The following is a 14,985-nucleotide window of genomic DNA, read 5'->3' as shown; positions in this document are numbered from 1 at the left end:
GGGCGATACCCGGCAACGTATTGCCACAAAGTCCTTGTCTTGCAAGGGCTTTACCGCAATACACCAGAGGACGAAACTGGCAATTTCACCAGTAAAAACACGGCCACCCCGCAACGGGTGGCCGTTATAATTTTGGCATCAGGCCATCAGGAGTCCGCATGTCTACCGCCCATTCCCCTGTTTCCCATCCCGTCGCCGCCCAGCCGGTTGCCGCTCATGCGGCCCGCCGTGCGCAACTGGCCGCCCGCCTCGGCCCCGGTGTTGCCATCGTGCCCGGCGCAGAGGAAATCAACCGCAATGCCGACTCGACCTACCCCTTCCGCTTTGATTCAGGCTTTTTCTACCTGACCGGCTTCACCGAGCCCGATGCGGTACTTGTGCAGGTGATCGGCAGCGACAAGGTGGAGAACATCCTTTTCTGCCGCCAGAAGGATGAAGAGCGCGAAATCTGGGATGGCTACCGCTACGGCCCGGATGCCGCGCGCGAAGCCTTTGCCTTCGATGCCGCCTATCCGATCGAGGAACTCGACACGCGCCTGCCGCAGTTACTGGCGAACCAGCCGGCCATCCACTTCGCGCTCGGCGTGAATGCACAATGGGATCTGCGCGTCGCCGGCTGGCTGAATGCCGTGCGCGCCCAGGTGCGCACCGGCGTACAGGCGCCCTCCCGTATTATCGACATCCGCAGTGCGCTCAATGAACTGCGCCTCGTGAAAGATGAACACGAATTCACCATCCTGCGCGCGGCCGGCCGCATCAACGCCGCAGCACACCAGCGCGCGATGCGTTTCGCCCGCCCCGGCCAGATGGAATACGAGCTGGAAGCCGAAATCCTGCACGACTACTACCGCCAGGGCAGCCGCTTCCCGGCGTATTCCTCGATTGTTGCCAGCGGCCCGAATGCCTGCGTGCTGCATTACGGCGAGAACAACCGCCGCATGCAGGATGGCGAACTGGTGCTGATCGACGCCGGTTGCGAAATCAACGGCTACGCCAGTGACATCACCCGCACCTTCCCGGTGAACGGCACCTTCACGCCGGCACAGAAGGCCGTGTATGAAATCACGCTGGCGGCGATGCAGGCCGCCTTCGATGCCGCCAAACCCGGCAACACCTGGAACATGCCGCACGACGCTGCGACCCGCGTGCTGATCGACGGCATGCGTGAGCTGAAGCTGCTCACCGGCTCGGCAGATGAAATCCTCGAGAATGGCAGTTACAAGCAGTTCTACATGCACCGCACCGGCCACTGGATGGGGCTGGATGTGCACGATGTAGGGGATTACCAGGTCAACGGCCAGTGGCGCACGCTGACTCCGGGCATGGTGTTCACCGTCGAACCGGGTTTCTACATCCGCCCGGCCGCGAATGTGCCCAGGGAATTCGAGCACATCGGCATCCGCATCGAGGACGACATCATCATCACAACGGATGGCCATGAAAACCTGACCGAGAGCTGCCCGAAATCGGTTGCCGCCATCGAAGCGCTGATGGCCGGCTGACAAGGCCCGACACAAGTAGTGCCATACTCTGCGCCCGGAGACGAGCATGCACATCAGCGCTTACCTGGATCAAACCGCTGCGCTGTTTGGCGCAGCAGGCCAGCAGCTGACACTGGCGCCACCGGCCAGTGCGGCCAGCCTTGCCGCGCTGCGGCAGGCATTCCCCTTCCCGCTGCCGGAGAGCCTGCTGGCACTCTGGCAGCAGGGTGATGGCAGTGAGGACTGGCAGCCACTCTTTGCCCGCAGCGGCTATCTATCAGGCTACCGGCTGCTGAGTATTGCCGAAGCGCAGACGGCCCGCGCGGCGTTGCGGCGGCGGGTGCCGCAGTACGCCGGCTATACCGACCCGGAACCACGCGACCCGCGCATTCACCCAGGCTGGTTTCACGAAGGCTGGCTGCCCTTTGCGGAATATTGCGACTGCCTGCTGCTGGTCGATTGCTGCCCGGCGGCAAGCGGTAGCGACGGCCAGATCATCGCGTATGACCACGACCCCGACCGGATTACGTTTGCAGCGGCGAACTTTGCCGCCTTTCTGGCCGCTTCGCTGCAGATGCTGCAGGAGCACCCGATCGACTGCCTGCAGCTCGATGATTAAAACCAGCGGGCAAAACCATGAAAAATTTGCGGTTTTGTTGCGCACACAGCCGCCAGCCTTCTGCATATACTTGCCGGGTGCGCCACCTGTTTGGCGCGCATTCTGAACGAGAGGCTCCATGTCTGCCAAAAACCATCCCGCCGAGATTACCCAACCCGCATCCGAGCGCATTCGCTACCGCCTGCTCGCGGCTGGCCAGCGCTTCCACGCCAATGACAATATCGCCGCCTTTATCGAAGACGGCGAAATGGACGAGCTGCTTGATGAAGTCGAAGGCAAGCTGCGTGAAGTCCTGAAAAGCCTGGTCATCGATACCGACCATGACCACAACACGCAGGACACGGCGCGGCGCGTGGCCAAGATGTATCTGAAGGAAATCTTCCGTGGCCGCTACGTGGCACCGCCGCCGGTCACCGAATTCCCGAATGTCGAATCGCTCAACGAGCTGATGATCGTCGGCCCGATCACGGTGCGCAGCGCCTGCTCGCACCACCTGTGCCCCATCATGGGTCAGCTGTGGATCGGCATTCTGCCCAACCAGCATTCCAACCTGATCGGCCTGTCGAAGTACGCGCGTCTGGCCGAATGGATCATGAGCCGCCCGCAGATCCAGGAAGAAGCCGTCACCCAGATCGCCAACCTGCTGCAGGACAAGGTCAGCCCGGACGGCCTGGCCATCGTCATGGAAGCCGACCATTTCTGCATGCACTGGCGCGGCGTGAAGGATAATGATTCGAAAATGATCAACAGCGTGATGCGCGGCATTTTCATGACGGACGCCAACCTGCGTCGCGAATTCCTGTCGCTGATCCGCCGCTAGGCGGCCACAGTCCAGCAACCTCTGCCACCAAGGACACCCATGCTAGTCAGACTGATCTATGCCAGCCACGCGGCTGATGGCCTTACCCCTGCCGTGCTCGACACCATCCTGCAGCAATCCCGCAGCCACAACCAGGCGCACGGCATCACCGGCGTACTGTGTTTTGGCGGCAGCGCCTTCGTGCAGGTACTCGAAGGCGAGCGCAGCGCGGTTTCGGCACTGTATAACCGCATCGTCAGCGATGCCCGCCACGAACGTGTCGAGCTGCTCGACTTCAGCGAAATCATCGAACGGCAGTTTTCCGGCTGGACAATGGGGCAGGTCAATCTTGGCAAGGTGAATCCCAGCATCCTGCTGCGCTACCTGCCGCGCGCCGAATTCGACCCCTATGCCTGCAGCAGCCAGGCCATCCTGCGCCTGGTGGACGAGCTGATCGCCACCGCCGCCATCAACAAATGAGGCATGAGGGCAAGGCGGGCCAGACGCGCCTGCCCTGCCTTGCCAGAAAACCAGGGTATCTCCCTGCAGCCTTTCCATAAAAATGGCCACAGGCAGATACCAGATAAAGTATTGATGCCATGCACTGCACCGCACTTCCTTCCCATGTTGACATCCTCATCGTCGGCGGCGGCCCCGTCGGCGCACTGATTGCCCAGCGGCTTGCCGCCAGCAGGCTTTCCGTGCTGCTGTGTGAGGCACGCTTTAGCGTGCCGGACGACCCGCGCGCACTGGCGCTATCGCACGCCAGCCGCGAGGCACTGGAAAAGAACGGGCTGTGGGATGACGCCGCGCTAGCGCCGACGCCGATCCGCCGCGTGCATGTGTCACAGGCCGGCACGCTGGGGCGTACCGAACTCAACGCTGCCGACATCGACCTGCCGGAGCTGGGCTATACCGTGCGCTATGCCGCGCTGGCACGCCACGCGCAGCGGGTGCTGCTGGATGGCAATGCCAGCATCAGCCTCGGCACACCGGTCACCCGCATCCGCCAGCTGCCACGCTACGCCGCAGTCACACTGGCCAGCGAAAAGGGCGAGCACACCCTCACCGCCCGGCTGGTCATTCTGGCCGAAGGCGGCAAACTGCTCGGCGATCTGCACGATATCCACCCGCGCGTGAAAGCCTACGGACAATCCGCCGTGCTTGCCGAGGTCACACCGGCCACGCCGCATGATGGCGTGGCGTTTGAACGCTTTGCCGACGACGGCCCGCTGGCACTCTTGCCCGATGGCCGCAACTTCATGCTGGTCTGGACGCAGACGCCGGAAAGGGCTGCCGAAAAACTCGCGCTACCGGAAGCGGACTTCCTGGCGCAGATCAACGCCCGACTGGGCCAGCGCGCCCCGCAGCTGGTGGCCGTTGGCGCGCGCGCCAGCTGGCCGCTGGCGCTGAAAACGGTGGATTCGGTCGTGGGACAGCGTGTAGTTCTGGTCGGCAATGCCGCACAGACGCTGCACCCGGTCGCAGGCCAGGGCCTGAACCTGGGCCTGCGCGACGCCATCACGCTCGCCGAACTGCTCGCCGGCAGCCCGGATGCCCAGCTGGGCGAAGCGGCCCAGCTGGCTCGCTACAAGCGCCTGCGCAGCCAGGACGCCAATCTGGTCACCCACTTCACCGACAGCCTGATCACGCTGTTTGAAACGCCGCATCCGCTACTGAAACACGCCCGCAGCCTCGGCCTGCTGGCAATGGACAGTGTCGGCCCGATGCGGCGCGGTTTCGCCCGGCGCATGGTCTACGGCGCACGATAATCCCGACCACATACCCATCACCCCATAAACACAAAGCCCTCGTAAAACGAGGGCTTTGTGTTTATACCTGGTCATTTCTATCTATCCCGCTCCGCGCTCCAGCTCGACCACTACCAGCCGGGCCAGATCCTGCAGCATCTGCATTTCCAGCGCATCAATCGTGCGTGGCTGCGAGCTGATCAGGCAGAGTGTGCCCAGATTGTAACCCTGCGCCGATTTCAGTGGTGCACCGGCGTAAAAGCGGATGGCGGGCGCCCCGGTCACCAGCGGGTTGTCGGCAAAGCGCGGGTCGTCCAGGGCATTTTCCACCACCATCACCTCATCCTGCAGGATGGCATGGCCGCAGAAGGAAATATCGCGCCCGGTTTCGCGGGCATCCAGCCCGCAAATCGACTTGAACCATTGGCGCTGGCTGTCGACCAGACTGACCACGGCAATCGGCACGCGAAAGAAACCGGCTGCAGCACGGGTGAGGTTATCGAAACGTTCTTCGGGCGGCGTATCAAGAATCAGCAGGCTGCGCAGATTTTCGATGCGCTCGGCTTCATCGGCTGGCAATTGCGGGGCTTGCATGGCTTTCTTCCTCTCGTTACCCCTACTGTAACGCGACCAAACCACCTTGCCCATCACTGCGGGCCAACAGCAGCGTGAACGGCCTCACCGGAAAAACGTGATTAGTTGATATACAGGCCGCACATGCAGCCCTTATGCTGACGCCATCCATCGCCGCCCTGCGGCAGCCCGAAAGGAGAACGCCATGAATCACACCCGCATCCTGCTTCCCTTCATTACCCTGTCCATGCTTGGCGCAGGCAGCGCGCTCGCCAGCGATGACCTCAAAGCCTTCCCGCCTGCGAAGGATGGCTATGAACGCAAGGTGATCCGCCTGCCGGAAGTGCCGAACCCCGAGCTGTACCGCGTGCAGCTGATTCCCGGCAAGGTGGTGAAGGCCGACTGCAACACCCGCTCCCTGCGCGCCAAGCTGAGCGAAGTCACGGTACAGGGCTGGGGCTACACCTACTGGACCGTCGGCCAGATCCAGCCGGGCCCATCGACCCTGATGGCCTGCCCGGAAGCGGCCAGCGACAAATTCGTCCCGGTGTATCACGAGCAGCTGATCCGCTACAACCCGAAACTGCCACTGGTGGTCTACATCCCCAAAGGCAGCGAACTGCACTACAAGGTCTGGACGGCGCCGGAAGCAGCGCAAACGGCCAAGGCGGAATAAGCTCGTCTGCCACAGCAAAAACCGGCCACTCGGCCGGTTTTTGTTTTCCCCTTTTAATGCCCGCTGCAAGCGCAAGCCCCTGCCGCCACCGGCGTGGCCGCTGCGGCATCCACCACCAGCTTGCGCCCCTCAATCAATGCCGCTCTCGCCTGGCGGGTGGCGTCCAGCATGTTTGCCAGCGCGCTTTCCGTTTCCGGCCAACCGCGTGTTTTCAGGCCGCAGTCGGGGTTGATCCACAGGCGATCAGCCGGGATCACTTCCAGCGCCTTGGCGATCAGCCGCAGCATCTCTGCCACTGGCGGCACGCGCGGGCTGTGGATGTCGTACACGCCCGGGCCGATCTCGTTCGGGTAGTGGAACTCGCCAAAGGCTTCCAGCAATTCCATGTCCGAGCGGCTGGTTTCAATCGTAATCACATCGGCATCCATCGCGGCAATCGCCGGCAGGATGTCGTTGAATTCCGAATAGCACATGTGGGTGTGGATCTGCGTCGCGTCCGCCACGCCGCTGGCCGACACGCGGAACGCCCGGCCAGCCCATTCCAGATACGCGGCCCACTCGGCACGCTTGAGCGGCAGGCCTTCGCGGAAGGCCGGCTCGTCGATCTGGATGATGCCGATGCCTGCCTTTTCCAGATCGCAGACCTCGTCGCGGATCGCCAGCGCCAGCTGCAGGCAGGTGGTTTCGCGCGGCTGGTCGTCGCGCACAAAGGACCACTGCAGGATGGTCACCGGACCGGTGAGCATGCCCTTCATCGGCTTGGTGGTGAGGCTCTGCGCGTACTGGCTCCACGCCACCGTCATCGCCTGCGGGCGGGCCACGTCGCCGAAGAGCAGCGGCGGCTTCACGCAGCGGCTGCCGTAGCTCTGCACCCAGCCGTATTCGGAAAACGCGTAGCCGCTCAGCTGCTCGCCGAAGTACTCGACCATGTCGTTGCGCTCGGCCTCGCCGTGCACCGGCACATCCAGGCCCAGCTCGTCCTGCTTGTGCACCACCAGCGAGATCTCGGCCTGCATCGCGGCCTCGTAAGCGGCGGCAGACAATTCACCGCGCTTGAAGGCGGCACGCGCGGCACGGATTTCGGCGGTCTGCGGGAAGGAGCCGATGGTGGTGGTCGGCAACAGCGGCAAATTGAAGCGCGCGCGCTGCGCGGCCTGGCGTTCGGCAAACGGGCTGTGGCGGCGGCTATCGGCCAGCGTCAGCGCCGCGACACGATCAGAAACGGCCGGGTTGTGGATGCGCGGCGAAGTCTTGCGGCTGGCGATGGCCTGCGCATTGGCCGCCAGCGCGGCATGCACATCGGCGCCGTTGAGCGCGCCCTTCAGCACACTCAGCTCGGCAAGTTTCTGCCTGGCAAATGCCAGCCAGGCCTGCAGCTCGCCATCCAGTTTACTTTCCTGCGCCAAGTCCACCGGCACATGCAGCAGCGAGCAGCTGGCAGACAGCCACAGGCGCTCGCCCAGCCGCTCTGCCAGCGGACGCAGCGTGACCAGAATGGCGTTCAGATCGCTCACCCACACATTGCGGCCGTTGATCACACCCAGCGACAACACCTTCTCGCTGTGCCAGCCATCGACAAAAGCCTGCAATTGTTGCGGTGCGCGCACCAGATCGAGGTGCACGCCCTGCACCGGCAGGCGCTTGATCAGGCCGGCATGCGCCGACACATCGTCGAAATAGGTCGCCAGCAGCAGCGACACGCCGCGCGCGGCCAGCGCGTCGTACGCCGGCTGGCAGGCGTCGAGCCAGGCTTGCGGCAAATCCAGCGCCAGCGCCGGCTCGTCGAGCTGCAGCCATTGCACCTTCAGCGCCGCCAGGCGATCAATCACACGGGTATAGGCCTGCAGCAAAGCAGGCAGAAGGGTCAGCTTGTCATACCCCGCCTGCTTGGCTTTGGAAAGCCACAGGAAGGTCAGCGGGCCGGGCAGCACGACCTTGACCTGATGGCCTTGCGTGAGCGCCTCTTCAACTTCGTGAAACAGCCAGTCCACACCGCCGTTGAAGGTGGTTTTCGCGTCCAGCTCCGGCACCAGATAGTGGTAATTGGTATCGAACCACTTGGTCATTTCCATGGCCGGCTGCGCCGCATTACCGCGCGCCAGCTCGAAATACTGCGCCAGCGTCAGCGTTTTCGCGTCAAAACCGAAGCGTGCCGGCACGCTACCAAACAGCACCGCCGCGCCCAGCATCTGGTCATACCAGGCAAAGTCGCCAACCGTCACGACATCCAGGCCGGCCTCGCGCTGCCATTGCCAGTGCGTGCGGCGCAGCGTCTTGCCAACTGTCACCAGCTCGGCCTCGCCGATTTCACCGCGCCAGAACTGCTCCTGCGCGAACTTCAGCTCGCGGCGCGCACCGATGCGCGGAAAGCCGAGAATGTGGGCGGCGACCTTCCCTGCTGACTGATGAGTATTGCTCATTGCTAACACCTCGAATGATGAATGTGCTTTGCATCATCCGCGCCTGCCGCGTATTATTCCAATTCATAATTTTCAGCATTACGATGAGTATCGCTCAATGCAATCCATCCTCGAACTGCGCCACCTGAAAACCCTGCAGGCCATCGCCGCCACCGGCAACCTCACCCGCGCCGCCGAGCGCCTGTTTCTCACCCAGTCGGCACTCTCGCACCAGCTGCGCCAGCTGGAAGAGCACTACGGCCTGCCACTTCTGAACCGCAAGAGCACACCACTGAAGCTGACCGCCGCCGGCGAAAAACTGCTCGGTCTGGCCAATATGGTGCTGCCGGCAGTGGCGGCCAGTGAACGCGATCTGGCGCGCCTGCGCGAGGGCGAGGCCGGCTCGCTGCGCATCGCGGTGGAATGCCACACCTGTTTTGACTGGCTGATGCCGGCGATGGACCGCTTTCGCGCGCACTGGCCCGAGGTCGAGCTGGACATCGTGTCCGGCTTTCATGCCGACCCGGTGCAGCTGCTGTTTGAAGAACGCGCCGACCTGGCCATCGTCAGCGAACCGGAAGACGACGCGGCGCTGTACTGCCAGCCGCTGTTCGCCTACGACATGGTCGCGCTCATTGCCAACGACCACCCGCTGGCCGCCAAAGCCTGGCTCGCCGCCGAGGATTTCCGCGACGAAACGCTAATCACCTACCCGGTGCCGGACGAAATGCTTGACCTGCTGCGCAAAGTGCTCAAACCCGCCGGCATCAACCCGAAACGCCGCACGACCGAACTGACGGTGGCCATGCTGCAGCTCGTCGCCAGCAAACGGGGGATTGCCGCCCTGCCGCGCTGGAGCGTGCAAGGCTATCTGGACAAGGGCTATGTCACCGCGCGGCCGGTCACACAGCAGGGCCTGCGCAGCGAACTCTACGCCGCCGTACCGGCAACACACGCCAGCCACGCGTATATGCAGGACTTTCTGACGCTGATGCGGGAAGTGAGCATGGAGAATTTGCCGGGGGTATCGCTGCTTAACCCTTGATTAAAAAAGGCTGGCCGGACATACCCAAAGGCAAGAGCTGATCAGGCAGTGGCGTGGGCCAGCCGTCATGCCGGCATCGCCCGAACAAGCCGCGCCTGCCGCAGCTGCGCGCGTCACTCGCCAGAAAGCCCCGCCAGATAGGCATCACGCGCAATGGCGTAGCTGAATAAATCGTAAACCCCGTCCCGATTGGCAAAGCCATCCGGCTGCGCCCCCGTGCGGTGCAGACCGGCGCGTTCCAGCAAACGCCAGCTTGCCACGTTATCTGAAACGACCTTGGCCCGCACAACAGAAGCCTGCCTGTCCAGAAACAGGTGCCGCAAAAGCAGCGCCATCGCCTGCCCACCCAATCCACGCCCCCAATGCGGGCGCGCCAGATGGTAATACGCGGAATATTCCCCCGGCAGGGCATCCGTGATTGCGCCAGCCAAGCCGACCACCTGCCCGCCCTCCTGCAACACAAACGGCCCCACCCCCTCGCCATGCTCCAGAATCCAGTCGATGCGCGCGCGGCAATCCTCCAGCGTGGCGATGTCGCGCACATAGGTAAAGCGCGTGACCTGCCAGTCCGACCAGATCGGAAAAAGCGCCTCGGCATGCGCAGGGGCTAGTGGAGTCAATGTCAGCATGATCAAGTATCCAGTTTGTCTACAGAATAACCTTAGCGGCCGCACAACAACACAAAAGCTGACGGAGCTCTTTGTCAATCTGCGCCCTCCACGGCAATGGCCGTTATCGAAAAAAACAGAAGTTTGGTATTAATTATCTATGATAAACGGCTGGTTCGGGAGCCAACTCCATAAATTATGACCGGTAGATATATGATGATCAGCCCGATAGCAATAACCGAGAGGTCAACCATTGAGAACCTGTCCTTGTAAGCGATGGAATCAAAAGATTCAAGGATAAATGCGCATGTGATGGTTACTATTACTGCGTGAATGAATGTGCATGCAGCAGGGAGGACATTGGTAAGTATTGTTTTTCTGTTGATTGCTTTTATCATTGCCAGTGGGACTATGAAAAACAGTGTGGCAGTAACCGGCAACCAGAAAACGAAGTAGTAAAAAAATAATAAAGGTATTGTCGGGACGTGTTCTGGTTTGTATCCGTCAGAAAAAGATAGAGTCAAAATCAACAGCGTAGCCAGAAAAACAAGTGCGGACAAAGGAAGTGCCTTTTTATTTACTGCCTTCATGAAGATGAAAAAATAGAACGCCACCGAAATGGAGATTGGACCACCAGCGAAAAGTATGTAGTATTTCATGGCTATTTCCTTTCGTTATCTTCTATGGTGAATATTCCACTGTTTCTGAGCACTACGATATTTTTAGTGTGTCGGTTGAAAGCAAGGGCCAGCGGTGCGCCAATCACATCCCGTTCGAGTTCTGGAGTCTCGGTGCTTGTGAGCACGCTATTTTCAATGGCGCTGATGGACGTCAACTTTCCACCGGGCGAAATTTTTTTTATGTCATTGCTTTCTTTCTCGATAATGTACAGGTGGCCACTGTCGTCCGCGGCTATGTCGGTGATTTTGTCGATATCCAGAGCTTGGCCGACTTCGCCCCTGCTGGTGTCATCGGGCTGTTTGTTGTTGGCCACAATAAGGGATGCAGTTCCATTGGGGGCGATTTTTACGATACCTTGTTCATTTACGGCAAAAACATAGCCATTGCTGTCCGTGGTAAATGTCTTGACGTCTTTTGTTTGATGAAAAGTGCTAATGCTGCCATTGGGCATGATTTTCCGAATCACACCATCTGCAATGAGGATATTTCCTGTTGGGTCTCGTGCCAGATCATACGGGTAGTCGATGTCAACGCTACTGGCTGTGCCCTTGTCATCAAAAAAATAAAATTCATACTGCTTTTTGTTGTTATAGTAAGCATGGACTTTTGAGTCGGGATCCACTGTTATTACTAATCCATGATTGGGCTCTGTCAATAAGAATCCTCCGTTTGTCTTGAGTGCAAGCCCATGTGGCATGGAGAAGCTGACTGTTTGCACCCAGTATTTCGGATGACTGGACTCCATTACTAAAAATTCATATTGAGGATGAATTTTCCCGTCGGGCGTTACCTTTATTAAATATACTGGACCCGCGTATTGAGCTGTATCCATCCGGTTAAGCAGCTTGCCGGGGGTTTCTTGGTTGACTTTTTCCTGTGTAGTGGCGACTGTATAGATATTCCCGTTTTCATCGGTTGCTATTAAATCCCATGGAAAATCAACAATGTCGCCACGGCTTATTTCGTGCGGGTCTGCAATCTTGCGAATGTGTATGGAGACGTCGCGAGAGTGGTCGGATTCAAGATCATTAATCATTTGTCTTATGAATCCGTCGCGTGGATCTTCCAAGAGTAGAAAAGCAATGTAAGCGAGGGTTGTTAGTATGACGAAGCAGGTGGCAAGGGAAAGGGGTTTTTTGATTTTCATTTTGCACCTCAGGAAAATACCAAGAACAGTAGCTGTCCATACTTGTTCTTCTTCTGCATGAAATTAGCTCGAGTGTGTTGTATGGTCGGAATCATGGCTTGTGAATATTTTTCTTATGAAGGTGTTAATATTTTCGATATCAAGGAAATATCATGACACATGTATGACCACCCCGAAACCTGCGAGCCCCCAATCGTGCAAGTCCGGGTTTCTGAGATCACTACTTGTGGACTCGATTCAATGCCAAAAGGATGGCAAGGATTTTCCAACGGACCGATTTCATTCAGACATTGCGGTACAGCATGATGATGGATTCGATCTGCTCGAACCCGCTGTTGCGATAGAACTGCTCGCTCGGGTAGTCGCGCTCGGTATTGAGCACCATGCAGGCCATCCCCTCATCGCGCAGATGGCGGCTAACCTCGGCGATCAGCTGGCGCCCCAGCCCCTGGCGCTGGTAACGGTGTGAAATGAACAGCTCGTCGACAAACAGTTCGGTGAAATCCAGATAACGCATTTTCCGGCCAAACAGTGCGCCCAGCACTTCATCGCGATCACCCAGCAGCAACCAACTGCGCGAGGCTGGGCTGCAGGTGATGAGTTCGATGCGCTCGCGGGCAAAGTCTGGCGTCCAGTTCTCGTTCCACGGTGGCTGAGCAAAGGTCTCTATGAGGCATTGTGCTGCAGCCTCGATAAAACGTGGCTCATAGGGCATCACCTTGCAGGGTATGGCTAGGCAGGGAGGGGGTTCAGGATTCACGGCAAATCACCTCGAAGTATCCGCAGAGTACTGGCATGCCTTTGCCGGGCGAGCGACCGATGCGTGCGCATTCGCGTCCGAAAAGACCCAGTGATGGAGCGCTAGTTTAGAAAAGCCCTGCACCCCGTTCTGTGCAGAAATTGCGAAAATGTGTCGTCAGCGCTGATCAAGTCGCCGCCGAATTGGCACCATATGACGGCCATTACTGAGCTCGTTTACCCGGAGATTGTAGAACAGTGTGATATAGGGCCGACTTGGGTCGAAAGTCCAAACCGATTGCTTGTCCAGCCAGTCCTCATGCAGCCACTGCGAAATGCAATCACTCTTGAAGATATCCAGTGAGGCATAGTATCCGCCCGGAAGCGTGCTGTGCATTAGCCCTTCCGGTGCTACCTCATTTGCCAGTATCCCCCAGTCGAACATATCCGTGCCATTGAGTGTTAAACCGTTGTCATTGTGCATCACGCTGCACCAGATGCTGTCCTCATTGGCCTGATGACTTTCTTGCAAGGAACACACCATGCGCAGTTGTTCTTTCCGCGCTCGCTCGTCCCACGAGCGGAAATGACGCATATGCCAGTAGCGGGTGGGAGCAAGCTGGTGGATGCGGATGCGGCTGGTGACATTGAAGCGGGTTTGCTGCAGTGCAGCTTGCCAAGCGAGCCATTCCCGGCTGCGAGTGTTTCCTTCGGTCTGGATGGAATGCAGCTGTTTCTGATGGGACTGCCACATGAAGTCATACCATGCCCCGTGCCGCCAGTCACGCGGTGAAAAACCAAAGTGCTGGCGAAAAATCCGGCTAAAAGAACTGGCATTGGTGAAACCACAATCCAGTGCGATGTCGAACACGCTATCCAGATCGTAACGCAGCCGTGCCGCAACCCGAACCAGCCGACGCTGGCGCACGAAATCCGCCGGCGTGGCGCCGACCAGACCGGCAAATACTCGTTCGAAATGAAACGGGGAATAGCAGGCGTACCGTGCCATATCCGACAAAGTAAGCGGCTCGGCCAGCGAATGCTCGATCAGGCTGGTGAGCTGCAGAATTCGTCGGGTACGCGGATCGATTATCATAATTGGCGGATTATGTGAGTCTTCCGAGGGCAAGGCAAAAAATCGCTCGGAGTCTGCTTTTCAAACTGGCTTTCTGATAGTGGGTATCTCAAAGGCTCATTTTTCAGAGATTTCAGAATTCGCCCCATTGCGGATCAATGAGTTACTGATTGGTTTTTCATAAAACAGGGACTTTCCTAGGTGCCACCTAAGCCCTGCATAACTCGTGAAGCACTCCATCATACCCTCGCCACAAATGATCACGCGAACAGCAGGAATCCACTTAGCAGCGAGGCCAGATTCGCCAGCAGGGATACTGCGGCGGCCCACAGCAAGCCCCGCCTGCTGCGCCACACCGTCCAGTAAGCCCCCGTTTCAAGCAGCCATACCCCCAACTCGATCAGCCAGAATCCCGTCCGGTAATCTGCCGGCGCCAGCAGCGCCGCCAGCCGCCAGGCCAGCGGGTGCGTGAGCAGGTTGGCCAGCACGCACAGGCCCAGCCAGTGTGGCCAGGAGACAGCGCGAAACGGCACGGGCTGTGCCCAGCGCCAGGCACTGACGGCGGCGACTTCGATGGCCAGGGTCAGCAGCGTGGCGGAGTTTGCTGTCAGCAACACGGCGCAAAAGCCCGAATAATACCCATGCACCTATAAACGCAGAGGCAATTCATTCAATAGCCTGCAGGCACATACCCGATAACATCAGTTCAGCAGCTTCTTCAGCAGGCTGCGTTCGGTCCACTGCCGCACGGGGGCCGGGCCGGGTGGGCGGCAGACAATGACCGTTCGTTGTGCCTGTCGCCAGCCGGCGAAGTAGAAATCGTCAAACTCCTGAATGCGCTGGCACTGCCCGGCGACACTGCCCGGTTTGCCCTTGCTGCTCCGGTATTCGAGCGTGCAGGCCTGCCCGATCTGGCGGCCCTGGCAGAATCGATCTGCCGGGATCGTACGTTGCGGCGGGCAGGCCATGGTTGATACGAACGCCGGCGGCACCTTGCCGTTGCTGCAGAAATCATGCGGCGGATAAAACGGCGCGTTTTCCGGCCCCTCTGGCAGGACGAGGTCATCGACCTGGCACTGCAGATCAATCGTCCATGTGTTCCTGTCGATGAGGCGCTCGCAGCGGCCGGGCCCGCCGCCGAGCACGGGGTGCGCGTCGATGAGGCAGGCCGCTTTGATCTTCTTGTTCAGGCAATACTGGTCGCTGCGGTCATACAGATTCGGGTTCTGCGCCATGCGCGCTTCGGCTTTGACCTGCTGCGGCGGAATCAGGTCGGCCTGCGCCAGGCCGGCCAGCAGGAAGGTGATGGTGCAAATCATGCCGGCAATTCTGCGCATTGCTGAGGTCCCCGTGGCTGCGGAATACTGCTCCGCCCCCATCATAAGCCCGCCGG

General features: G+C 59.6%; 16 protein-coding genes. 7 read left to right on the top strand and 9 right to left on the bottom strand.

The features are described from left to right. Positions 1-158: 158 nt before the first annotated feature. The 5 genes from pepP (at position 159) to H559_RS0111215 (ending at position 4,671) form a co-directional block, all read left to right on the top strand. Complete coding sequence (pepP, locus tag H559_RS0111235; protein WP_034640882.1) at positions 159-1,502, top strand: Xaa-Pro aminopeptidase; 1,344 nt, start codon at positions 159-161, stop codon at positions 1,500-1,502. Positions 1,503-1,548: 46 nt separating this feature from the next. Beyond that, entirely contained in the window at positions 1,549-2,100 is a 552-nt protein-coding gene (locus H559_RS21760; protein WP_051279328.1) for an SMI1/KNR4 family protein, read from the top strand. Between the two features lie 118 nt (positions 2,101-2,218). Further along, a complete protein-coding gene (gene folE / locus H559_RS0111225; protein WP_028452790.1) occupies positions 2,219-2,920 on the top strand; it encodes a GTP cyclohydrolase I in 702 nt (233 codons plus the stop codon). 39 nt (positions 2,921-2,959) lie between these two features. After that, positions 2,960-3,379, top strand: coding sequence for a BLUF domain-containing protein (locus H559_RS0111220; RefSeq protein ID WP_028452789.1), 420 nt, complete (start codon positions 2,960-2,962; stop codon positions 3,377-3,379). A 119-nt stretch (positions 3,380-3,498) separates the two neighbouring features. Further along, positions 3,499-4,671, top strand: a complete 1,173-nt coding sequence (locus H559_RS0111215; protein ID WP_028452788.1) for an FAD-dependent monooxygenase — start codon at positions 3,499-3,501, stop codon at positions 4,669-4,671. Between the two features lie 81 nt (positions 4,672-4,752). Here the strand turns inward: H559_RS0111215 and H559_RS20030 are convergent, their stop codons facing one another. Further along, positions 4,753-5,244 (bottom strand): GAF domain-containing protein, encoded by a 492-nt coding sequence (locus H559_RS20030; RefSeq protein WP_051279326.1) that lies wholly within the window; start codon positions 5,242-5,244, stop codon positions 4,753-4,755. Positions 5,245-5,428: 184 nt separating this feature from the next. Between H559_RS20030 and H559_RS0111205 the strand changes: the two genes are divergently transcribed. Further along, the gene (locus H559_RS0111205) at positions 5,429-5,899 is read left to right on the top strand and encodes an ecotin family protein (RefSeq protein ID WP_028452787.1); all 471 of its coding nucleotides are present in this window, start codon (positions 5,429-5,431) and stop codon (positions 5,897-5,899) included. Between the two features lie 53 nt (positions 5,900-5,952). Here H559_RS0111205 and metE read toward each other — a convergent pair whose 3' ends face one another. Continuing rightward, positions 5,953-8,319 carry a 5-methyltetrahydropteroyltriglutamate--homocysteine S-methyltransferase gene (metE, locus tag H559_RS0111200; RefSeq protein WP_051279324.1) on the bottom strand — a complete coding sequence of 789 codons (2,367 nt, stop codon included), beginning with the start codon at positions 8,317-8,319 and terminating at the stop codon, positions 5,953-5,955. Positions 8,320-8,416: 97 nt separating this feature from the next. Between metE and H559_RS0111195 the strand changes: the two genes are divergently transcribed. After that, positions 8,417-9,343 carry a LysR family transcriptional regulator gene (locus H559_RS0111195; RefSeq protein WP_028452785.1) on the top strand — a complete coding sequence of 309 codons (927 nt, stop codon included), beginning with the start codon at positions 8,417-8,419 and terminating at the stop codon, positions 9,341-9,343. 113 nt (positions 9,344-9,456) lie between these two features. On the opposite strand, the gene H559_RS0111190 is transcribed toward H559_RS0111195, so the two are convergent. The 7 genes from H559_RS0111190 to H559_RS20020 all read right to left on the bottom strand — a co-directional run bounded on the left by H559_RS0111190 (position 9,457) and on the right by H559_RS20020 (position 14,929). Continuing rightward, positions 9,457-9,972 (bottom strand): GNAT family N-acetyltransferase, encoded by a 516-nt coding sequence (locus tag H559_RS0111190; RefSeq protein WP_028452784.1) that lies wholly within the window; start codon positions 9,970-9,972, stop codon positions 9,457-9,459. Positions 9,973-10,109: 137 nt separating this feature from the next. Further along, the gene (locus tag H559_RS0111185; protein WP_028452783.1) at positions 10,110-10,610 is read right to left on the bottom strand and encodes a hypothetical protein; all 501 of its coding nucleotides are present in this window, start codon (positions 10,608-10,610) and stop codon (positions 10,110-10,112) included. Positions 10,611-10,612: 2 nt separating this feature from the next. Then, positions 10,613-11,779 (bottom strand): NHL repeat-containing protein, encoded by a 1,167-nt coding sequence (locus H559_RS0111180; RefSeq protein ID WP_028452782.1) that lies wholly within the window; start codon positions 11,777-11,779, stop codon positions 10,613-10,615. Between the two features lie 283 nt (positions 11,780-12,062). Further along, positions 12,063-12,539 carry a GNAT family N-acetyltransferase gene (locus tag H559_RS0111175; protein ID WP_155845382.1) on the bottom strand — a complete coding sequence of 159 codons (477 nt, stop codon included), beginning with the start codon at positions 12,537-12,539 and terminating at the stop codon, positions 12,063-12,065. 156 nt (positions 12,540-12,695) lie between these two features. Then, on the bottom strand, positions 12,696-13,646 hold the full coding sequence (locus H559_RS21755; RefSeq protein WP_155845381.1) for a helix-turn-helix domain-containing protein: 951 nt from the start codon (positions 13,644-13,646) through the stop codon (positions 12,696-12,698). A 206-nt stretch (positions 13,647-13,852) separates the two neighbouring features. Then, a complete protein-coding gene (locus H559_RS0111165) occupies positions 13,853-14,209 on the bottom strand; it encodes a hypothetical protein (RefSeq protein WP_028452779.1) in 357 nt (118 codons plus the stop codon). Positions 14,210-14,293: 84 nt separating this feature from the next. Next, the gene (locus H559_RS20020) at positions 14,294-14,929 is read right to left on the bottom strand and encodes a hypothetical protein (protein ID WP_051279322.1); all 636 of its coding nucleotides are present in this window, start codon (positions 14,927-14,929) and stop codon (positions 14,294-14,296) included. Positions 14,930-14,985 lie beyond the last annotated feature (56 nt).

The sequence above is a fragment of the Chitinilyticum aquatile DSM 21506 genome (assembly GCF_000430805.1).
Lineage (GTDB): Bacteria > Pseudomonadota > Gammaproteobacteria > Burkholderiales > Chitinibacteraceae > Chitinilyticum > Chitinilyticum aquatile.
Note: the sequence above shows the minus strand (reverse complement) of the source record. Positions and strands in the feature narration are given on the sequence as shown.